The sequence below is a fragment of the Microcoleus sp. S28C3 genome (genome assembly GCF_036700785.1).
Taxonomy (GTDB): Bacteria; Cyanobacteriota; Cyanobacteriia; order Cyanobacteriales; family Microcoleaceae; genus Microcoleus; species Microcoleus asticus.
This window is the reverse complement of the sequence record NZ_JAUBPO010000064.1, coordinates 17,438-36,986: the sequence shown is the minus strand read 5'-3', so window position 1 is coordinate 36,986 and position 19,549 is coordinate 17,438. Positions and strand designations below refer to the sequence as shown.

At 44.2% G+C, this 19,549-nt stretch carries 20 protein-coding genes and 2 pseudogenes; 5 read left to right on the top strand and 17 right to left on the bottom strand.

Annotated features, from left to right (window positions below):
* Positions 1 to 155: 155 nt before the first annotated feature.
* From QUA13_RS19280 to QUA13_RS19255, 6 genes are all read right to left on the bottom strand, one after another.
* On the bottom strand, positions 156 to 1,127 hold the full coding sequence (locus QUA13_RS19280; protein WP_333201020.1) for a hypothetical protein: 972 nt from the start codon (positions 1,125 to 1,127) through the stop codon (positions 156 to 158).
* Positions 1,097 to 2,257 carry a DegT/DnrJ/EryC1/StrS family aminotransferase gene (locus tag QUA13_RS19275; protein WP_333201018.1) on the bottom strand — a complete coding sequence of 387 codons (1,161 nt, stop codon included), beginning with the start codon at positions 2,255 to 2,257 and terminating at the stop codon, positions 1,097 to 1,099. Before QUA13_RS19275 ends, QUA13_RS19280 begins: the two co-directional genes overlap by 31 nt.
* 3 nt (positions 2,258 to 2,260) lie before the next feature.
* Positions 2,261 to 3,247: an NAD-dependent epimerase/dehydratase family protein gene (locus QUA13_RS19270; protein WP_333201016.1), complete on the bottom strand. Its 987-nt coding sequence runs from the start codon at positions 3,245 to 3,247 to the stop codon at positions 2,261 to 2,263.
* Entirely contained in the window at positions 3,244 to 4,917 is a 1,674-nt protein-coding gene (locus QUA13_RS19265) for a methyltransferase, TIGR04325 family (RefSeq protein ID WP_333201015.1), read from the bottom strand. The genes QUA13_RS19270 and QUA13_RS19265 overlap by 4 nt, the downstream gene beginning before the upstream one ends.
* A 66-nt stretch (positions 4,918 to 4,983) precedes the next feature.
* Positions 4,984 to 5,961, bottom strand: a complete 978-nt coding sequence (locus tag QUA13_RS19260; protein WP_333201013.1) for an FkbM family methyltransferase — start codon at positions 5,959 to 5,961, stop codon at positions 4,984 to 4,986.
* Positions 5,962 to 6,027: 66 nt separating this feature from the next.
* Positions 6,028 to 6,441 carry a tetratricopeptide repeat protein gene (locus QUA13_RS19255; protein WP_333201037.1) on the bottom strand — a complete coding sequence of 138 codons (414 nt, stop codon included), beginning with the start codon at positions 6,439 to 6,441 and terminating at the stop codon, positions 6,028 to 6,030.
* A 284-nt stretch (positions 6,442 to 6,725) separates the two neighbouring features.
* On the opposite strand from QUA13_RS19255, the gene QUA13_RS19250 reads away from it, so the two are divergent.
* Entirely contained in the window at positions 6,726 to 6,956 is a 231-nt protein-coding gene (locus QUA13_RS19250) for a hypothetical protein (RefSeq protein WP_333201011.1), read from the top strand.
* Positions 6,943 to 7,383: a hypothetical protein gene (locus tag QUA13_RS19245; protein WP_445242731.1), complete on the top strand. Its 441-nt coding sequence runs from the start codon at positions 6,943 to 6,945 to the stop codon at positions 7,381 to 7,383. The genes QUA13_RS19250 and QUA13_RS19245 overlap by 14 nt, the downstream gene beginning before the upstream one ends.
* Positions 7,384 to 7,616: 233 nt before the next feature.
* Here QUA13_RS19245 and QUA13_RS19240 read toward each other — a convergent pair.
* The 8 genes and pseudogenes from QUA13_RS19240 to QUA13_RS19205 all read right to left on the bottom strand — a co-directional run bounded on the left by QUA13_RS19240 (position 7,617) and on the right by QUA13_RS19205 (position 14,194).
* Positions 7,617 to 8,306: pseudogene (locus QUA13_RS19240) on the bottom strand (Uma2 family endonuclease).
* 141 nt (positions 8,307 to 8,447) lie between these two features.
* On the bottom strand, positions 8,448 to 8,948 hold the full coding sequence (locus tag QUA13_RS19235) for a Uma2 family endonuclease (protein ID WP_333201009.1): 501 nt from the start codon (positions 8,946 to 8,948) through the stop codon (positions 8,448 to 8,450).
* A 101-nt stretch (positions 8,949 to 9,049) separates the two neighbouring features.
* A pseudogene (locus QUA13_RS19230) lies at positions 9,050 to 9,676 on the bottom strand (Uma2 family endonuclease).
* Between the two features lie 35 nt (positions 9,677 to 9,711).
* Positions 9,712 to 10,302: a Uma2 family endonuclease gene (locus tag QUA13_RS19225; RefSeq protein WP_333201007.1), complete on the bottom strand. Its 591-nt coding sequence runs from the start codon at positions 10,300 to 10,302 to the stop codon at positions 9,712 to 9,714.
* A gap of 96 nt (positions 10,303 to 10,398) precedes the next feature.
* The gene (locus QUA13_RS19220; protein WP_333201005.1) at positions 10,399 to 11,151 is read right to left on the bottom strand and encodes a Uma2 family endonuclease; all 753 of its coding nucleotides are present in this window, start codon (positions 11,149 to 11,151) and stop codon (positions 10,399 to 10,401) included.
* A 232-nt stretch (positions 11,152 to 11,383) separates the two neighbouring features.
* Complete coding sequence (locus QUA13_RS19215) at positions 11,384 to 12,874, bottom strand: MlaD family protein (protein WP_333201004.1); 1,491 nt, start codon at positions 12,872 to 12,874, stop codon at positions 11,384 to 11,386.
* A 90-nt stretch (positions 12,875 to 12,964) separates the two neighbouring features.
* Positions 12,965 to 13,339, bottom strand: coding sequence for a four helix bundle protein (locus QUA13_RS19210; RefSeq protein WP_333201002.1), 375 nt, complete (start codon positions 13,337 to 13,339; stop codon positions 12,965 to 12,967).
* Positions 13,340 to 13,411: 72 nt separating this feature from the next.
* Positions 13,412 to 14,194 carry an ATP-binding cassette domain-containing protein gene (locus tag QUA13_RS19205; RefSeq protein WP_333201000.1) on the bottom strand — a complete coding sequence of 261 codons (783 nt, stop codon included), beginning with the start codon at positions 14,192 to 14,194 and terminating at the stop codon, positions 13,412 to 13,414.
* Positions 14,195 to 14,365: 171 nt separating this feature from the next.
* Here QUA13_RS19205 and QUA13_RS19200 point away from each other — a divergent pair, with 171 nt between their 5' ends.
* Both QUA13_RS19200 and tsaE read left to right on the top strand, forming a co-directional pair.
* Positions 14,366 to 15,766 carry a gluconeogenesis factor YvcK family protein gene (locus tag QUA13_RS19200; protein ID WP_333189122.1) on the top strand — a complete coding sequence of 467 codons (1,401 nt, stop codon included), beginning with the start codon at positions 14,366 to 14,368 and terminating at the stop codon, positions 15,764 to 15,766.
* A 136-nt stretch (positions 15,767 to 15,902) separates the two neighbouring features.
* The gene (gene tsaE, locus QUA13_RS19195; protein ID WP_333201033.1) at positions 15,903 to 16,352 is read left to right on the top strand and encodes a tRNA (adenosine(37)-N6)-threonylcarbamoyltransferase complex ATPase subunit type 1 TsaE; all 450 of its coding nucleotides are present in this window, start codon (positions 15,903 to 15,905) and stop codon (positions 16,350 to 16,352) included.
* 41 nt (positions 16,353 to 16,393) lie between these two features.
* Here the strand turns inward: tsaE and QUA13_RS19190 are convergent, their stop codons facing one another.
* From QUA13_RS19190 to QUA13_RS19180, 3 genes are read right to left on the bottom strand one after another with little or no spacing between them, the layout of a single operon-like run.
* Positions 16,394 to 16,705, bottom strand: a complete 312-nt coding sequence (locus QUA13_RS19190; protein WP_445242730.1) for a DUF5615 family PIN-like protein — start codon at positions 16,703 to 16,705, stop codon at positions 16,394 to 16,396.
* Between the two features lie 22 nt (positions 16,706 to 16,727).
* Positions 16,728 to 17,069 carry a DUF433 domain-containing protein gene (locus QUA13_RS19185; RefSeq protein ID WP_333200998.1) on the bottom strand — a complete coding sequence of 114 codons (342 nt, stop codon included), beginning with the start codon at positions 17,067 to 17,069 and terminating at the stop codon, positions 16,728 to 16,730.
* Positions 17,070 to 17,124: 55 nt separating this feature from the next.
* Entirely contained in the window at positions 17,125 to 18,453 is a 1,329-nt protein-coding gene (locus QUA13_RS19180) for a dihydroorotase (protein ID WP_333200996.1), read from the bottom strand.
* Positions 18,454 to 18,853: 400 nt separating this feature from the next.
* On the opposite strand from QUA13_RS19180, the gene lepB reads away from it, so the two are divergent.
* Complete coding sequence (gene lepB, locus QUA13_RS19175; RefSeq protein ID WP_172191701.1) at positions 18,854 to 19,462, top strand: signal peptidase I; 609 nt, start codon at positions 18,854 to 18,856, stop codon at positions 19,460 to 19,462.
* The last annotated feature ends 87 nt before the right edge of the window (positions 19,463 to 19,549 follow it).

Sequence of the window (19,549 nt, the reverse complement as noted above, 5' to 3'; positions counted from 1 at the left end):
GGAACTTTCCTCATCATTTAAGTAGGTAGGCGGGATTCAACTGAAAAATGTAACAGTATGTAACCCAGATTCCGCACCCTGGGGTGTCTGACACCATAATTACGCAGTAGACTCTATTGTTAAAGTAATAAATTATGCCTTTATTTTTTGTATTTTCAACTATTATTCTGTGCAATAGCAGGAATTGCTATCCCTCTAATAGTGCTTTGAATAGAAACTTCTGGCAAAAGCGGTGAGACTTCCTTTGCTATTTCTCTTAGAGTCTGAAGATAGGGAGCATAGATATCTCGACAAATGACGCGATCGCTAAATCGTTTCACTTTAAAATCTGGGTTGAGACCAAAAAGCTCAAACTCCTGCTTGTAATGATTAAACCCGTGAAAGTGGAAAAATATGAGAGGTTTCTCATCTATCCACACCCGATTTCCCTCACCATAAATTTGGTAATTGTTAGTATTCCAATGAGCTACGTTGGCTCCCTTGTGTTGCAAGACTACCACGCCTGGAAAACGAGTTGGCCAGTCATCTAAGTATTTTTGATCGGCAAAGCGATCGTCTTCTGGTCGATCGTAACACCATTCAATACATCGTTCCCGCCACCATTGCAGACAGCTTAAACCATTTGCGTCCCGTCGAAACGACTCCCACCCCACATTGTAAATTCCAAATACTTTTAAGTGGATGCGTTCTGGCGAGAAACGGTGTTCAATAATTCCGACCGATTGCTCACCAAGTTCTTCATAAATTGGTTCTACACTCGAATAAAAGAAAAGGTCGGAGTCAAGATAAGTTATTAAATCGACTTCAGGGTAATTTCTGAAGATAAATAAGGGTAAAGAAGGAGTACAGGTGAAGTAGTATTCAACCACGGTGCGGTTTTGCTTAGCAGCGAGAAGGGCTTCATCTCCCCGCTCAAATTCTTCGAGAGCAATTAAGTGGATATCTGGTAGAGCTAACTCAGAAAGAACGTCATAACAAGTTTTGCTCAAGCACAACACCCACCATTTAAATTCGGGACAATGCTGCTTTAATGAGCGATAAAGTGCCAGTCCTCTTGGCAGGTAGCGATGGTCGAAATAACTGCAATAGTAGTACATTATGCCTTGTTCGCTATTTTTTGATACCACGAAATAATCTTTTCACTCACATGCTGAACCTGCTCGTTGCTCAATTGAGGATACATCGGTAAGCTCAAAATCTCCCGTCCTATTTGTTCTGTGACTTCTAGTCCCAGGCCAGCGATCGCTACCCTCCCATGATAAGCAGGTTGTAAGTGAACTGGCAATGGGTAGTGAATCAAAGTGCCAATTGAATTATCCTTCAAAAAGGCTCTAAGGTCATCCCTCTTTTTGTCGCGCACAACATATTGATGGTATACATGATCGATATTCCCACATTTTTGGGGCAGTTTCAGAGGGGTATTGAAAAGCCAACTATCATAGATGTGGCAAGCAATTTGCTGCCTGCGGTAATTCTCTTTCTCAAGCTGTGCCAGCTTCACGCGCAAAATCGCTGCTTGCAGCTCATCTAAGCGGGTATTCATGCCGGGAATATCGCTGATATAGCGCTCCCGCCAACCATATTGTTGCAAACTCCGCACTTTTTCTGCTAATGGAGCCTGATTCGTGACGACAGCACCGCCATCTCCCAAAGCTCCCAGGTTTTTGGTTGGGTAGAAACTAAAAGTCCCTAAGTCTCCCCAGATGCCTGTTTTGCGCCCCTCAATTGTTGCGCCGTGAGATTGAGCGCAGTCTTCAATCACATACAAGTCGTGGCGGCGGGCAATCTCTACAATTGCTGGCATATCCGCTGGATGGCCGTAGAGGTGAACGGGGATAACAGCTTTAAGATTACCCAGAGATGAGTTTTGGCGAGTTTGGGCGATCGCTTCCTCTAGATAATTCGGCTCCATTGTAAAAGTAACTGGGTCAACGTCCACGAGTACAGGCATTGCCCCCGTTAATTCTATCGCTGCAACTGTTGCTACCGCAGTATGAGATACTGTAATCACAGCATCCCCGCTGCCAATGCCACAGGCACGCAGCGCTATTTCTAAAGCATCTGTGCCGTTAGCAACTCCTATGCAATGACTCGCGCTAATATAAGCAGCGAATTCTTGCTCGAAAGCTTCAACTTCTCGACCGAGAATGTACCACCCGCTGTCTAGAACTCGGTGAATCGCTGCATCAATTTCCGCCTTGTGAGCCTGGTAATTAGCTTTGGGATTGGATTGGAAAATGACGGTTTCGTTGGCCATAATTCATAAATAATGCGGTAGATGTTCCCGATAAAAAGCGATCGTCCGGCTTAGTCCTTCTAGTAAAGAAACTTTGGGTTTCCATCCCAACAGTTCGCGAATCAATCTATCGTCTGCATAGTAATCCCCAATATCAATCAGTTTGCGTTCCGCTGGAAAAGAACGAACTGTGAATTCTCCGCCCCCATTGGCTTTAATCAACAATTCTGCTGTATCCTTCAGGCTAATCACGCAATCGCCGCCCAGATTAAAAGCTTGCCCTTTGGCTTCCTCACTAGCCGCTACTATTAGCATGGCATCTACAGCATCATCTACATAGGTAAAATCTCGCAATTGCTCACCTCCCCAAACTTCAAAAGGTTTGCCTTCAACTAGCAAGCGAATCCAGATGCCTAAGAAGGTTTGACGAGCATCTTTTACTCGCATCCGGGAACCGTAGGTGTTGGTTAACCGCAGAGCGCAGGAGCGAATGCCGTAAACATTATTATAGAGAATATGATACCATTCTCCAGCCATTTTATTGATGCCATTGACATCTACGGGGCGCAGTAGGTGCTTTTCATCTACGGGCAAATAATCAGGCTTGCCGTAAAGCTGCCTGGTACTGGCAAAAACTACCTGAATATCGGGGTTATATTTGCGGCAAGCTTCTAAAATGGACAGTTGCGCTCGGCAGTTAATCTCCAAGTCAGTATAGGGGTCGTGCATCGAATCCAAATGGCTGGTTTGGCCAGCTAAGTTGAATAAATAATCTTGCCCTTGCACTAAATAGCGCATACTGTATTCATCGCGAACATCGGAGATATTGACTTTTACTTTGTCTTCAATACCAGCGATGTTGAAGATATTGCCACCGTATTGAGGGACAAGGCTATCTACCACTAACACTTCGGCCCCTATTTCTATCAAACGTCTGGCTAGATTACTGCCAATAAAACCTAATCCACCCGTGATCAAAACCTTCCGTTCTTTAAAAAGTGCGTCAATCATTTTTCTGTGCCTCGCGGACGAAACAAAAACCCTCTACCTTCTCCAGGCTCCGGTGCTCCTGGCACTGGAAATCCCTCTGCCATTATAAATTCCCGCACTAATTCCATCTGCCCCCTATTCATGTAATTCAAAAACTCTCCTCGATTCAAAAACCAACCCAAATATTCTGTTCCGTATCCATATTGATACGGTCTTTGTAATACGACAAAAGAAGCTGCTTTGTGGACAATTGGGAGGCGAGTTATGTAAAGATATGAGCGGCTCACCGCCTCTAACTGACTTACGACTCCCTGCCAATTTTCAGAGTATTGCAGAGATGAGCTTGCCACGACTAAATCGTAACTTTGTTCGAAGCACTCACTGTCATCGTCATAAAACTTGGCTTCTGGCAAAAGTTCACGACCCGCTTCGCAAAGCACAGACACCTCTTTGCAGTGATAGTCAATTTCTAAATCAGGCAATAAAGCTTTACTAAGTAGGTAATACTCTCCAAGACCCCCTCCCCAATCGAGTATAGAAATGCGTTCTTTTCTCTGAGCCGTCAAAGCTAATACATAGGCATAAGCCATGTAGGTGTTGTGAGTTCCATGGTTGTTTGCTACAGGTTGAGCCATCTGAAGCAATTCCCGAAATCTTGACCAATTTGCTTTGCGAATTTCTAAAATACTTTCAACGTTCCAACCCTTAATTTTTAAATTGTTTTTAGCCCATTTTTGTGGAATATACTCCCATTCAGGAAGTGAATAACATTGGCGTTGTTGCTCTAGAATTTCTTCAACAAAAATTATTTCAGTTTCTGTCAGAGGTTGCTCTTTAATAGCGCTGGAAACTAACTTTTGAGAAATATTCGCTAGTTCACCTAAGTAAACATTTGGCAAATGCTCGGCTGGCATATTCAGCAACAAATCTGCTATTTGCCTGCGACTTTTTTGCAGACCCGCAATTGTTGAATCACTATCTAAAGATGTTGGCGTTTGTTCAACACAATTGGAGATTTTAGCAACCACTTTTTCTATCTCGATTAATCTATTAGCTATTTCATTCCGAGATTCACGCTGCGGCAAGGGATAAGTGACCTCTGTTGTAGGGGCGAATTCTCCTTTAGTTAAAGTGACAAAAACTGAAATTATTTCTTGAGGTTTTAGAGTATGAATATCCAATATTCCTGCACTAGCCGGAATAGAGAGCCTCCAGTCACACTCTAATACTGTGAAGCCAGCTTCTTTACTCAAAAAGCGCAAACCCTCTGGCGAATAACGCCAGTAGTCACGAGGAGATGGATGGTAGGGGAATAAAAATACAGTTGAGATCACTAATAAACTATTGGGCTTCATTATTTCGTAAAAAGCACGAAATACCTCAAGGGGATTTTCTATGTGTTCAATGACATTGAGGCAGACAGCAGTCCCGAAGAAATTGATGTATTTTTGAGGTAGAGCCTCTATTGCGGGATCGCCCTTTTCAGGATTTAAAATTAAATAACTTGGATCTATATGGTCAAAAGGTCTTTGCCTCAAACCGACATATCTAGCAGACTGGTCTCCTGTTTTAATGGTTAAGTCATAATCAGCAATCGTAGGTTTTTCCAGTCCACCTAAATCTACAAAAGGTTTTCTGAGTCCATATTTTTGTACTTGTTCTGTTACTAGCTTTATATCATCCCAAAACATTTCTTATTTCCTTGTTTAATGTAATAACTACCATCTCTTAGCACTACTAATTTAAAAGCCTATCTATCATTGGATTATTCGCTCGAAAGATGCTAGTTTACTTTTCGGGAAATCTTCACGCTTAATTTCACTATTCAGGAATATTTCATGTACTTTTCCTAGTTTTAAAAAATAAGTAATTGCTAGTTGATCGGCGGATAAACTAAGCAACAGTTCGGCAAATTGTTGGCGTGCTTGCTGAAGGTTATTAATCGAAACTTGAGTTCGTTCTTGGCGATACGCTTTGACGCAGTTATAAATATTATCTATTACCTTGGATATTTCTCTCCCCAGTGCAGGAAAGGCAACATAATTTTCATAAAAAGATTGCGAATCGGTCGCAAGATCGCCAATGCTGCCATCGATCTGAATCTGATGAGTCTCATATCCATTTTCACTCAGTACGTCAAAAGTATCTTTAGCTTTACGGCTCAAACCCTCTAACATTTTTTGAGAAATTTCAAACTGGATAAAATGAATTGCTTTTCTTTTGAGAAGTTCAAATGCTCCTTTTAAAACATCACTTTCCGCTCCTTCTACATCTATTTTTAAATAATGAATAGTTTCTATTTTGTTTTGCTGACAAAAGCGATCGAGAGTAATTGCTTCAACTATTTCTGTACGAACAATAGGTACATAGGCTGCGTGATTTTCCGGATCTAGCATTTTGGGAAAGCCAAGGCTATTCCAAGATGAGTATTCTTCTGGGAATTCATTAAATTCTATTTGCTTATTTTCCGAGAAAATAGCTTTTTGAAAAGCATAGATATTAGAGCAATTAAATTCTTGAAAGCGACGCAATAATTGCCTAAACGTACTTGAAGTCGGTTCAAATGAGTACACTTTCCCAGAACTGCCAACAAGTTGACTTAGAAAAATTGAATAGTTGCCAATATTTGCTCCTACATCAAACACAGTCATGCCTGAAGAAACAAGCCTTTTTACTAGCAATTGCTCCTTGATTTCTGTATAGAAAGAAAAGCTGCTTTGCTCTCGGTCATTCATAGGATTTACGCCTAAATAGCACTATTAGCCTCAAAAGCAGAAACCTAGCGATCGCCCCGACTTGCACTACTTCTTCCCCTCACCCTGCGACTTCGCCTGTCCCAACAGCGCCTTATAATCAGCTCTGTCAGGATTCAGCTTCACTAACTTCTCCAAAGGCTCGATCGCCCCCTTTCCATTCTTCATTTCCAACCGCACATTTACTAACCCTTCCAAAGCCGTCTGATTTTCAGGCTCCCGCTTTAACACTAACTCATATCCCCGCTCCTTGGCCGCCAATTCCGACTCTTGAGCCACCGCCACATTAGCAGGTTGCTGCTGAGCCGGAGGACGACTAAATAGTTTACCAAGACCAAACACGGTCGAGCCAGCAAACGATACCATTGACACTAGCACCAATATTTGCTGTATCCGCTTAGACCGCTGCATCCGCTGCACGCGGACTTTTCCATATTGTTTTTCAAGCTGAGCGTCATCCATTGCCAATCTCTTATCCTCCTGACTTCCTAGTCACCTCTCCTTATAATGCCCAAGTTCGATCGCAAAACGATCGCCCCTCCCAATTTAAAATTTTCGCTAAAACTACTTACACATCAACCGATATTTGTCAAGCAAATTCAACAAATTGTCGGGTTCACAAGCGGGCCGAGCTTATAACAATTATCCTATAATTTTACAAAGACGCGCCCGGACGCAGTACCGCAAATACTTCGCCCAGACGACTTCTCCAATGTTGTCAACCCAACACAGGGAGCAATACAATTATGCCAAATAATCCAAACTGGTTGCGTTACGATGCAGGGGAAGACAAGTCTCGACATGGAGCTGCCGATCCAGATTGTTGTGAAGAGATGGAAGAAAAGTATGGTTGGAAGCTGATTGAGATTGAGAAAATTGATTGCCCTATTCTAAAAGTTGATTGTGTTTTTCAAGGCAAAACCGAGTTTCCCGACTGGTACAAAGAACTAGAAAGCAAAGAGGATGAAGATGCGTAAATGGATAGTCTTTAGAGCAGACAAGCGCCAACCTGGTTGGGAAAAACGCAAGTTTCAACACACCCAATCATTAACAAAGATTTTGGGAGAACACTTTGACTCTTCTGATGGTCCAATTCCTGAAGTTGGCTATCGTCCCCCAGAGTTTGTTCGCGTGGAAGCAGAACACGATCCAGATAGGCACGGTTACAGCACTCATTACCGCACCAGCGATTGGGAAGTTGCGCGAGTTGAGACTTATACTGCCGATATTCCGATCGGTGAATTTGATATGGTAGTAATCTGCTATTGTCAATATTCGCCTATTGATGCTCCCCTCAAACCCATGCCAGAACGTCAAGTTTCTGTCGATTCCTTTGGAGGTGACAAGGAAGCTTATCAACTTTGGTTAGAGTCTCAAAAAGGCAAAGAATACACTGAAGTGTAAATGATAAACCTGTATTTTTATCCCGCTTCAGAGTATCGATCGACTCTGTTACCGCATCTCTAGAGTGCCCAAGTTCGATCGCACGCGCGATCGCCCTTCCCCGATTTAAAATTTGAGAGTGATTCGACCGCATAACACAAAATTTGATAGTTGTCAAGGACATTCAACTAACAATTTACCCGATCAATAAAAGTCCGATCGCCTCGGTGAAGCGCGATCGCACCCCTGCATCTTTAGCCGTTATCCTCGGGCAATTCTCCAAATTGTTCTCGATAACGCGCCAGCAAAGATTCCAGTTCAGCAGCCCGTTGCCGTTCCGCTTCAGCTCGTTGCCGTTCCGCTTTCAAAGCTGAAACCAATTCATCGGGAATCAATAATTTATCTCCATTATCTTCCCGATAAAACCCAAGCAGTTTTCCTTCTATTTCTAACCGCAGTTGCAATACATCGCTGCGATTATCTCTAATTAATTGATACCCCTCTACTCCCAGTCGATACCCGCGCAATTGTTCGGGAATCCATTCACCTCTCGGGTAAAACAACCAGTATTCCTGAACTTCTAACCTTTTGTACAAGTCTTTTTTATTATTTTGATCTTGCGACTTTGTACCTGCTGATGTAATTTCAAAAATCACTTTCGGCACTTGACCTTCTTCCCAGATTTTGTAATTATCTCGGCCACCCGGTTCTACATCAAAAATCACCATCACGTCTGGTGCTACGCGGACTTTTGGGAAACCTTGAGCGTAGTATAAAAATTAGTTTGCTAAAATAGTAGCTCGACGGTCTGCGAGGTATTGTTTTAAGACTTCTAAAGTGGTTAAGATTGCATAAACATGGTCGTAAGTTTCTGCTATTGGTTCTCCATCAGCGCTAGGGTATATGAGTTCAGATTTTTTGAGGGTGGGAACGACTGTTGTCATGGTCGCGCTTCCTATGATTTGTATATCTATTATAAACTTTTTTACTGCAACTAATCGGATTTTATTTTTAATCGCAGATAGCTCAGATCCCGGACGCCAGTGCCACAAAAAATGTAGTGTATTTACGATCGCCCTTTTTGACTACAAATCCCGATCGAACCCACTGCGAAATTCTTTGATAGCATCAACATGATTCGCGATACTCATGGACCTAACAAACAAGGCAATATCAAGTTCTGGTAGCAACTCGGAACAGCTAATCCCTTCGTATCCTGCCTCTCTGAGAGCATACAGAGACAATTGGCTTTTTTCCCAAAACCAAACTTCACGAATTCTCAGGCGTTTGTAAGCCTCAAGTTTATCAATTCCGCCGCTAGTGACGACAACTTCTATCGCCAAATCTGGACGTTCCCTATTAGCACCCAATTCGTATGATTTATCTGCTTCCCTTCTGACTAAACCTTCTTCGCTTTCCAATGTCATCGAACCTGTTGGAGTGTAATCTCTATCTGCTTTCATCAAATAGATTTGCAGAAAATCACCAATTCTCTCCTTAGCTGTTTCGTGTTTTCTTCCAGGCTTTTTCTCTATCTCCAGCACTCCATCTAAAAACGACAATCGAACACCTGGAATATCCAGCATCGGTTCTAAGATTTTGAATAGTTGCCAGGTTAATCAGGGAAATAGCAATGGCCGATCTAATTTTTTTTCTAATATTGTTGTAGTCATAGCCAACTCGCTCCTTATTCATTAACAATTCCTGCGTTAAACACCTGTTGAGCAGTCAAGTTCAAATCTGGAAAAGCAGCCGATTCAATTCTCTAGTCTCCCCGGAACTGCGTCAACTCGTACTCCCCATCAACCAATTGATAAAGCGAAAGCGTAGGTTGTTTGGGATTGCCGATGTAGCGTCTCCCGCCCAATCCCAAATAATCCACAATCCAGTATTCAAGAATGCCCATTTCTTCATAATCGCGTAGTTTGGTAAGATAGTCAGTCTGCCAGTTAGTGCTGACAACTTCTACTGCTAAACGCACCGACGAACCCATTGTGATAATTGATTCTGCTGCCCAACGCGGTTCATTTATCACTTGCTGTCGATCGAGAACGATGACATCTGGCTCATATCCTGATTCGTCGCGATCGGGTTTAAGGACACATTCTTTGGGAAGGAAATAGGGCAATCGGGCATTGCGACATACAACGCCAACTTCTATATTGAGAAAGCCAGAGATTTCTGAATGTTGGCCAGTTCCTTTGGGCCTTTCAACAATTATTCCATTGTGCAGTTCGTAGCGGTATTCGGAATTTTCCGGATACCATGCAATAAATTCGTCAAATGTTACTAATTTTGTTAATGCTTGAACCATGTCGATCGCTCCTTTATTCGAGTTATATTTAAAGTTTATTTTAACTCTTCCCGCAAAGACTTGATGAATTCAGTAACAGCATCATATTGGTCAAAGTAAGTTATATATCTCACTAACAAAGCAATGTCTAACTCCGGCAACAACTCGCTGCGAGCGACTTGCTCGTACTCCTCCCTCAAATAATAGATACTCAGCACCCCATCTTCCCAAAACCAAACTTCTGGTATGCCCAACCGCTTGTATAGTTGAAGTTTATCGATGCCACCGCTGGTGAATACAACTTCGATCGCCAAATCGGGAATTGCCTTTTTACTCTGCAAATTATAAGACTCATCAGGCTCTTTTCTCGCCCCTAATTCTTTACTACCCAAAGTCGGCCCGCCCTTGATATAAAATCGGATGCCCTTCTCTCTCAGGTATGCTTCTAATAAAGCCCTGATAGTACCCTTTGTCTCTTCATGTTCGGGGCTAACTGTCATAATTTCTAAAATTCCATCTAAGTAAGCAAATTTGATACCGCCGACCGACTCAAAAGCGGCTTCTAGCGATTCAAATTGTGACCAACTCACTGCTCTTAGAGTCAGGCAACTATCAGTAATTGAGTTTTTGACTGCTGTTTGCGTCATATTTTCTCCTTATCACTTTTTTAGATTAATCTCTTGACAGCGCAACTGTTTTCTCAATTTTATTAACTTTTGTTCGATCGCGCGAGCCCTACACCCTCAAACTCCATCGGGATCGATGCCCTGACTTCTCAAGTATGCTGCAAGTCGATCGGCTCGCTGTTGCTGAATTTCGGCCCGCTGTTGTTCCTGTTCCACCCGTTCGGCACCCCACAGCAACAAATTGCCATTCTCATCCCACCACCGCAGCCAATAACCCCTTCTCTGGGATTTTTCGCCTTCCCAAACCCCCAGAAATAAACCCATTGATTCTATCGAATAGCGATCGTCAGCATCCGGTTCTTGCAGCTCGTATTTTCCCGAAATCAATCTGTATACTTCCAATCTTCCCGATTTTGGCTCGAAAATTGCATAAACGGGAACTTGCAAAATTTGCTCGTAAAACCGCCACTTTCCGTAAGGATATGTCGGTTTTATGGAATATTCAGCCTCGTCATTATCCGATAAAAACTCCATGACTACCGCCGGCACTTCCCCCTCCGCATTGCGAGTGTAACTGCGGCGAACTTCTCCTGGTTCTGCTGGCAATACTGAGGGAACGTACACCCAATCCGGTGCTTTTACTACTGTTTTGTCGTTAACTTTGGCACCGAGTCCAAAATTGGAAGCTATTAGCATTGAAGCTAGGATAAATCCTGCCCAATCCAAGGCTTCTCGCAGGGCGGCGGCTAAAAGTGGTTGGTCGATATTTTCCACTGGAGCGTCGGGTAATTTAAAGTCATCTGGCAATTTTTCCCAAGTTACAGTATACTGGGTTTTGGTTTCGACTGGTTTCGATAATGTTTGCGTCATTGGTTTTCCTTGTTTCGATCTAAAGAGTTTTTTGTTAATAGGATTTGGACAATAACTTTAATGCCGGGGTGCACACTGCTAACTAATCGTAGGGTGCGCTTCCGGGGTAAATTCTGAGTCTCTGGTCGCCCGATTCTGACAGTAAACGCACCCTACAATAACTACAATAACTTAGTAACTATAAAAAATCCCGAACCTTGTAATAATTGCGTTTATTGAATGATACCATGTTTTAAGGAGTATTTTCTGGAGCCACTGGTTCTGCTGACCTTGCAGTTTGAGAAGGTATAACAGGCAATTTTTGCTGTTTTTGCAAGCGGGGAAATCCAGGCTGTACTGATTGATTTCTGGCAGTTGTACTCGCATTTATTTTCTCAGAAAGTGGAGCTAAGGTTTGAGCGACTTTAACTTGCTGTCGCAGTTGTTCTGTCGAACCCAACAAGCCTCCTAATCCGTTGAACAACCTGCGAATGTTGTTGCGGAAAGCCGGATCTCCCGTCAAATCATCCACGTCGGAAGTAATTTTCTGGACGTTCTGAAATGTAGCTCGTGCAGAATCTAGAGTTTGCTGCAATAATAGCAAAGTGGCCGGATTGTTTACCTGGCTGGATAAATCTCGCAAATTACCAGAAGCTTGGGCTGCATTCGCTGATAAAACTTCTAAATTGTTCAGCAATTGTCCTTGGTTGATTCGATTAATTGTCGGACTCAAACTGCTGACAGCTACCCGCAGTTCCTGACTGCTTTGATTGATGTTATTCAGAGTTGAAACTAAACTGGCGCGGTTGGTTGCTACTAAAGAATTGAGTTGGTTGGCTGTTAATGTAACTTGATTGGCTGCTTGAGTTACTGAATTGGCAGAATTTATCGCAGCGGCAGATACGGCTTTTGTGGAAGTGTCCGCCGTAGCTGCTACTTTAGAAATATCAGCGACGACTCCTGATATTTCCCCTTTAAGCGATTGATTTAGACTTCTTGCCTCTCCCTTTAATGATTGATTTAAACTATTAACTTCTCCCTTTAATGATTGATTTAAACTTGTTAAGTCGGTTTTTATAGATTGATTTAAGCTGCCAATGTCTCCCCTTACAGATTGATTTAAAGTTTTTATTTCGGTTTGGGCAGTTTGAGTTAAATTCGATAAATCTTGAGTGAGTTTAGCTGCCCCTTTAGCTGTGTTAGCTGTATTCTCTGCCAGAGATTTAATATTGTTAAACAGCGCTGGGTCAGTGTAGAAATTAGCTAGGCGGACTGTGGATCGAATAAGTTCGTCGATAGTGACTCCAGCTTGACCTTTTAAGCGCGAATTTTGGCAGATAATCTCAGGGGGACAGTCGGCACTAACGGGATTGGCGGTAAGTAAGGATTCTGGCAAAATCGAGTTGGGGGTAATGTCGATCGACGATTCGCCAATTAAACCCGATTTATTCGCTTCGATCACCACATCCCGGGGAATCACTAAAGTACCGGGGGCAATCTCCAGCGTCACGTCTACGCCGTTGGAACCCGGTTTGAGGGCGGTAATTTTACCGACTGCAACTCCGCGATACCTGATGGGCGTGCCTATTTGCATTCCTTGGGCGCTGGCAAATTCTACGGCAAATTTGTAGCTGCGGTTGCCTACCTGCACGCCCCGCAACCAGAGCACTAAACCACCAAATAAACCGATTCCTACTAAAATTAAGAACCCGACAGAACCTTCTCTTACAGTTCGCGATTGCATATTACCTCCTTAGGCAGTTGGCAGTTGGCAGTTGATAGTTGGCAGTTGATAGTTGGCAGTTGATAGTTGATAGTTGGCAGTTGATAGTTGTTAATTTTTGTCATATGTGTTGCCGATAGATTTTAGATAGGCGTTTAGCCGGGGCGACAGTTCATCAATAATTGGCTTGAGTGTTTCTACTTGCGTACTTGTTAGTAGTTGCCTAGTATAAGCCCGTCTCAACCAGTGCTTTGTTTCATATAAAGAACCTCTGGCGATCTTGATAAATCGCCGATGGTCCTGATAGCTACCTCGACCATCTCCTTCAGCAATATTAGCACCAATACTATCAGCAGAGCGAATAATTTGCTTGCCGACCGTATCTTTTGCGAGTGCGTCCCATTTTATAACAATATTCCAAATTTCATCAGCTAATTTTTCAGCTAATTTATAAACATCTAACTTCTGAAAGTTTGTTTGTGACATATACTATCTCCCAACAATACAAACAATTAACCACGGCAAACTGACCACGGACAACTGACAACTGACAATTGACTATCCAATCACTTGAATTGGGCCAGTAACGCTGCCGCTAAAAAATTGTTGAATTAACAAATTATCTGTTGATGCAATATCGCTGACAGTTCCCTCCCACTGCACTTTGCCTCGATAGAGAAACACGATGCGATCGGCAGTGCGACGGATGGTACTGTCTTGGTGAGTGACGATCGCATAAGTGCTGCAAACACCTTGGGCCACCTGTAACTCGCGGATTAAATCTTCAATAACCGTCGAAGCGATCGGATCTAAACCCGCCGTCGGTTCGTCGTACAGCAAAACCTCTGGATTATCCCTGTCATTATCGGGATTCGCCATGATGGCGCGCGCAAAACTTACCCGCTTCCTCATTCCCCCAGACAACTGCGCCGGATAGCGTTCGCCAATTCGCGGCAAACCCACCATCTCCAACTTTTCCTCCACCAATTCCCGAATGCGGCGGCGCGGCAGCTTAGAATGCTGGTAAAGTAAAAAACCGACATTCTCCTCCACCGTCAGCGAATCAAACAAAGCCGCTTGCTGAAACACCATCCCAATTCCGATCGGATCTGCCACGTCGTCCACCCATCCGACCCTGCGCTGTCCCTGAACGAAAACCTCACCGGCATCCGGGGCCAACAAACCCGCAATTATCCGCAAAATCGTAGATTTCCCCGTCCCGGAAGGGCCAATAATTGCCAGGGCCTCTCCCCGATAAATCCTCAGATCTACTCGATCGAGGATCGGGTTCTGGCCGAAGGACTTACTTACCCCCTTGAGTTCGATTAGTGGCTCAGCCATAGGATGTTATCAATAAATTATCAGTCCTCAGTCATCAGTCTAGCTAATGACTAATGACTCATGACTAATGATTAATGACTAATGACTTAAATTGACTGCCAGAATCAAAACTCTCTTGTATTGTAAATTTGTCAGCTTGAGCTGTTCCAATACCCTTAAGACTAATTAACCATGTCAATTAGTTCACTTCCTAAAGCCCTCCGCGTCTTGGCTAAAGCCAAGCAGGTTTTTGCCCAATCCAGAAATCCTTACCCCCCTTCTTTGCGGAACGGGCGAGTTCACCAGTGGTTTAAGTGGTTAGCCCCCGGACTGTTGGTGAAACGGTGGCTGCTGATCAGTGCCAGCGGCGTGGTACTTGCCACTTTGGGTTTAGCGATTTGGACAGGGATGACTCCCATTTTCTTCTTATTGCAATTGTTGAGAAATTTTTTGGCGTGGATTGCCGAAGTTGTTCCCAATTACGTGTCGGGGCCGCTCATCATTGTTGGCGGGATTTTGTTAATTCTGTGGGGGCAAACTCGCAGTTTGAACTCTATTACTCAAGTGCTGATGCCGGAAGGGAATGAGGAATTGGTCGATCGACTCCTCAACCACCGCAGGCTGCACCGCGGGCCGAAAATTGTGGCACTTGGGGGCGGTACGGGCCTTTCTAATTTGCTCAGGGGATTGAAAGATTACAGCGCCAAAATCACTGCTATTGTCACGGTGGCGGATGATGGGGGGTCTTCCGGGCGGCTGCGGCGGGAAATTGGGGTATTGCCGCCGGGAGACATTCGCAATTGTTTGGCGGCTTTGGCAGATGAGGAAAAGTTATTAACTGAGTTATTTCAATATCGCTTTCAGGCCGGTGACGGTTTGATGGGTCACAGTTTTGGGAATTTGTTTTTGACGGCGATGAGCGATATTGCTGGAGATTTGGAACAGGCGATCGCCGCGAGTTCTAAAGTTTTAGCAGTTAGGGGAGAGGTGCTGCCGGCTACTCTGAGCGACGTGTCTTTGTGGGCAGAACTCGCTGACGGCCGCAGGATTGAGGGGGAGTCCAGCATTACAAAAGCTAACGGAAAAATCCTCAAAATAGGCTGTACTCCTGCTAATCCTCCCGCCTTACCTAGGGCTGTGGAAGGGCTTCGGGAAGCGGATTTTATTATTATTGGGCCAGGGAGTCTTTATACGAGTGTCATTCCGAATTTGTTGGTGCCGGAAATTGCTGATGCGATCGCCAACAGCGAAGTTCCGCGCATTTATGTGTGCAATATTATGACTCAGCCGGGGGAAACTGACGGATACAGTGTTGCAGACCACATTCGGGCGATCGACCGCGCTTGCGGCCGGCCGCTGTTCGATGCTGTAGTAGTTCAGGGAAAAGTCCCTTCTGCAAAAGCTTTGATCCGCTATTCTCAGGAGAATTCTTATCCGGTTGTGCTCGATCGAGAAGCCGTAACGCAATTGGGGCGGCGAATTGTCATCGCAAATGTGATGGATGAAGATAAAAATACGGGTTTAATTCGCCACAATTCTCAAAGGTTGGCGGGGATGTTGCTGCGTTGGTACGGCCGCGCCCAGAACATTTAAGCTGCTGACTGTTAACTGTTGACTGTTGACTGTTGACGGTGCAGACTAATGTTATTTGTTATTAGCAGCCCCAAGCGAGCAACTAATGACTAATGACTAATGACTAATGACTAATGACTGATAACTAATGACTAAGATGATACTTTCTCTTCCAGATGCTGAAGCTACGCGCAAGTTGGGCGTATCATTAGGTCGATCGCTCCCCCCAGGCACTGTAATCTTATTACAAGGAGATTTAGGTGCTGGCAAAACTACCTTGGTTCAAGGTATCGCTGAAGGTTTAGGAATCTCAGACTCGATCGAAAGTCCTACTTTCACCCTGATTAACGAGTATTTTGCAGGGCGAGTTCCGCTGTACCATCTCGATTTGTATCGACTGGAACCCGAAGAAGCCGAAGCTTTGCACTTAGAGAGTTATTGGGACGGATTAGAAAGGGATTTGGGAATTGTGGCGATCGAATGGGCGGAAAGATTGCAATACAAACCAGAGAATTATTTGCAAATTTATTTGAGTTATCTAGATAACGGGCGGCAAATTGAAGTAATTGGTAATGGGGACTTATTTAATTGGCAATTGGAAATTTGAGAAAAGGCGATTTTCTTCGGGATAGCTTCGCTCGCGCTTACTTACTGCGGACGGTTGACACGAATCAATTTACCTCTCAAAGTTTCCTCAATTGAAATAGCATCATTGATGCGTGTTGCCAACCTTTCTAGATTTTTATCGTCTGTACACACGATAATACCAGCATGGTTGGGTTGTTGAGCGTGCAAACGAATGAAATGCCGACGATTTTGCGTCATAACGGCCCGATTGTTATTCACAGCAAAGGCTAATACTTCCGGGTCATCATCTCCGGCATTTCCTGCCTCTTGAATAGTCAGGGCATCGTGACCGCAATTTCGCCAATGCCACAACAGGAAACGGGAACTGTTCATCTGCATAGAGACGTGCCATAAATTATACTTCCTGCATCATTGCTGCTGCTTCTTCTCGGAGTGCTGTTTCAATTTCTTCGGAGTTAGCCTCAGCATAAGTCCAGACATTTACTAAGTTTGCAGCATTCAAATGGGGATAAAATTGTAGAAGTTCAGCATCGCTTGAACCTTGACGGCGCAAACTCACGAACAGCCAAACGGGAAGTCTAGTTTTGGCAATGCAAGCATCGCCGCCACACACGTCTGGAGTTTTGGTAATTCCTGGCCAGCTATTGTTTAAACTTTGGGTTAAAAGCCGGATGGCTTCAGCTTTCTCAGTCGGAGTTAAGGCCAGGAGTTGTGTTTCTAGTTCTTGGGGAAGCATGGGTAATATCGCCTTTGCGATGCAGGAATACCCAATTATAACATTTGAGTTAAATTCATGCTTGCTCAGCGTCAAATGTCAACGCTTTTCCCCTCACATTTGTATCCAATTTACCATTTTCAAAAACAACTTTTCCTCCAACAACAGTCACAACTGGCCACCCTGTCAAACTCCAACCTTCAAAAGGACTCCAGCCGCACTTGGTCACCATTGCTTCTCGCACTACTGGTCGATACTTCTCCAAATCTACTAATACCAAATCGGCATCAAAACCCGGAGAAATCTCCCCTTTGTTGGGAATCTTATAAGCATTAGCAACTGCTGTTGACATCCAATTAGCAACTTGCGCAACTGTACATCTTCCCTCTACTGCTTGCGTCAGCATCAAAGGCAAAGAAGTTTCGACTCCCGGCATTCCAGACGGCGTATTCGGATAATCTTGAGCTTTTTCTGCTAAAGTGTGCGGCGCATGATCTGTGGCGATAAAATCAATTACGCCGTCGAGTAAAGCTTGCCAAAGTATTTCGTTATCGCGGGGTTCGCGCAAAGGCGGATTCATTTGAGCTAAACTGCCAATTTTTTCATAGGCGCTGGTATTTAACAACAAATGCTGCGGCGTCACTTCCGCCGTTACCCAACTCGGTTTTTCCTGACGCAAAAACTCAGCTTCATCCCCAGTTGAAAGGTGCAGAATGTGTAGACGGCGCTGATATTTATTAGAAAGTTTTAAGGCTAGCTGAGTTGCTAATAAAGCTGCTTGATTGTCTTGAATTTGCGAGTGCACGGCAACATCGGAAATCCCGGCAAATTCCTGACGCCTCTGATTGATTCTAGCTTGGTCTTCGGCGTGTACGGCAATTAGTCGATCGCCCTTGGCAAAAATCGCCTCTAAAGTTGCTTCTCCATCCACCAAAAGCTGGCCGTGCATCGAACCCATAAAAACTTTAATTCCTGGAGTCGGATTCGCAGTCAACAAATCCGGCAAATTTTCGGCTGTTGCACCAATAAAAAAGCCGTAATTCACCAAACACTTCTCGGCGGCGCGACTTAGTTTATCATCTAAGGCAGCTTGGGTGGTTGTCAGGGGTCGCGTATTCGGCATTTCCAGAAACGATGTGACGCCGCCTTTAGCGCAAGCACAGCTAGCGGTAAACAAGTCTTCCTTGTGTTCTAAACCCGGTTCTCGGAAGTGTACCTGGGGGTCAATGACTCCGGGTAACAGAGTTAAGCCCATCGCATCTATTTCTCGATCGCCAGATGCGGCAATTTCAGGAGCAACCCGAACAATTTTGCCCTCGCAGATTTCCACGTCCCCTACCAAAAACTCGCCGTTGGGCAAAAGAACGCGAGCGCAGCGGATTAACAAACTTGATGTGGTCAGCATAAGCTATAATTAAATGAGTAAGGTGTGTGTCAGCCTGGAAAAATTTTATCCTCAAAAGAGTTCTGTCAATAGTAAGAAATATGAATGCGAGTTGCGCTCAGAAACTCGGTTTATACGGAAAATAAGAGGTTGAGGACGATATATCTATGTAAGAAACCGGGTTTCTTACCGGGCGCGTTTGAGGTAACAGGCAGATGCCTGTGAAGCAACAAATATTTTTTTTTAGGAGGCGGCACTCCTAGCCCGCTCCTAAAAAGATTATTTCAACACAAATAGAGCTTTTGCAGTCGTCTGCAGGACCAATGCAAAAACCCACCCCGCCGGCGAAGATTTTGTAGATTTCCTGAAAAAACTCCGAATTAAGTTTATAATTTGTATCCAGCCCAGTCACTTAATACTTATGACTCGTCTAGACAAGTCAGCCGACGAAAAACCTCCGCAAGACACCGAAAATCCTTGGATAGAAGGAATTAAGACGATCGGCTTAGCAGCATTTTTGGCCTTTGGCATCCGCACCCTGGTTGCCGAAGCTCGCTACATTCCCACCGGCTCGATGCTTCCAACCTTACAAATTAACGATCGATTAATTATAGATAAGGTGAGCTATCGATTCCAAGAGCCCCAGCGAGGAGATATTATAGTGTTTATGCCTCCAGATCCAGCTAGTTTGTGCACGGGACAGCCGCCGCCGATCAAAGATGCCTATATCAAGCGAGTGATCGGACTTCCAGGAGACACTGTGGAAGTTAAACAGGGAAAAGTTTTTATTAACAAGCAGCCGCTACAGGAAAAATATATTGAAGAAATTCCACAGTATCCCTACGGGCCTGTAGTTGTAGCTCCAAATTCTTACTTGGTGCTCGGCGACAACCGAAACGCAAGCTGTGACAGCCATTATTGGGGCTTTGTACCGAGGCAAAATATTATCGGTAGGGCGATAGTCCGTTTTTGGCCGCTCAACCGCACAGGTTCGATCGATCCCACGCCCATTTATCCCGCTAAAAATTAGCTACAACCCGCAACCCGCAGATTAAAATCTGCGGTTGTCAGTTTAAAGTACCAATTACCTATTAGCCATTTCTCACGACCAAATAAT

Coding starts and splice junctions, on each gene's coding strand:
- QUA13_RS19185 (WP_333200998.1), bottom strand. CDS start 17,069: ATGCTTCCCCAAGAACTAGAAACACAACTCCTGGCCTTAACTCCGACT.
- QUA13_RS19180 (WP_333200996.1), bottom strand. CDS start 18,453: ATGCTGACCACATCAAGTTTGTTAATCCGCTGCGCTCGCGTTCTTTTG.
- QUA13_RS19245 (WP_445242731.1), top strand. CDS start 6,943: ATGAAGATGCGTAAATGGATAGTCTTTAGAGCAGACAAGCGCCAACCT.
- QUA13_RS19220 (WP_333201005.1), bottom strand. CDS start 11,151: ATGACGCAAACATTATCGAAACCAGTCGAAACCAAAACCCAGTATACT.
- QUA13_RS19215 (WP_333201004.1), bottom strand. CDS start 12,874: ATGCAATCGCGAACTGTAAGAGAAGGTTCTGTCGGGTTCTTAATTTTA.
- QUA13_RS19190 (WP_445242730.1), bottom strand. CDS start 16,705: ATGAACAGTTCCCGTTTCCTGTTGTGGCATTGGCGAAATTGCGGTCAC.
- QUA13_RS19265 (WP_333201015.1), bottom strand. CDS start 4,917: ATGTTTTGGGATGATATAAAGCTAGTAACAGAACAAGTACAAAAATAT.
- QUA13_RS19270 (WP_333201016.1), bottom strand. CDS start 3,247: ATGATTGACGCACTTTTTAAAGAACGGAAGGTTTTGATCACGGGTGGA.
- QUA13_RS19235 (WP_333201009.1), bottom strand. CDS start 8,948: ATGCTGGATATTCCAGGTGTTCGATTGTCGTTTTTAGATGGAGTGCTG.
- QUA13_RS19260 (WP_333201013.1), bottom strand. CDS start 5,961: ATGAATGACCGAGAGCAAAGCAGCTTTTCTTTCTATACAGAAATCAAG.
- QUA13_RS19275 (WP_333201018.1), bottom strand. CDS start 2,257: ATGGCCAACGAAACCGTCATTTTCCAATCCAATCCCAAAGCTAATTAC.
- QUA13_RS19255 (WP_333201037.1), bottom strand. CDS start 6,441: ATGGATGACGCTCAGCTTGAAAAACAATATGGAAAAGTCCGCGTGCAG.
- QUA13_RS19210 (WP_333201002.1), bottom strand. CDS start 13,339: ATGTCACAAACAAACTTTCAGAAGTTAGATGTTTATAAATTAGCTGAA.
- lepB (WP_172191701.1), top strand. CDS start 18,854: ATGACTCGTCTAGACAAGTCAGCCGACGAAAAACCTCCGCAAGACACC.
- QUA13_RS19200 (WP_333189122.1), top strand. CDS start 14,366: ATGTCAATTAGTTCACTTCCTAAAGCCCTCCGCGTCTTGGCTAAAGCC.
- QUA13_RS19205 (WP_333201000.1), bottom strand. CDS start 14,194: ATGGCTGAGCCACTAATCGAACTCAAGGGGGTAAGTAAGTCCTTCGGC.
- tsaE (WP_333201033.1), top strand. CDS start 15,903: ATGATACTTTCTCTTCCAGATGCTGAAGCTACGCGCAAGTTGGGCGTA.
- QUA13_RS19225 (WP_333201007.1), bottom strand. CDS start 10,302: ATGACGCAAACAGCAGTCAAAAACTCAATTACTGATAGTTGCCTGACT.
- QUA13_RS19250 (WP_333201011.1), top strand. CDS start 6,726: ATGCCAAATAATCCAAACTGGTTGCGTTACGATGCAGGGGAAGACAAG.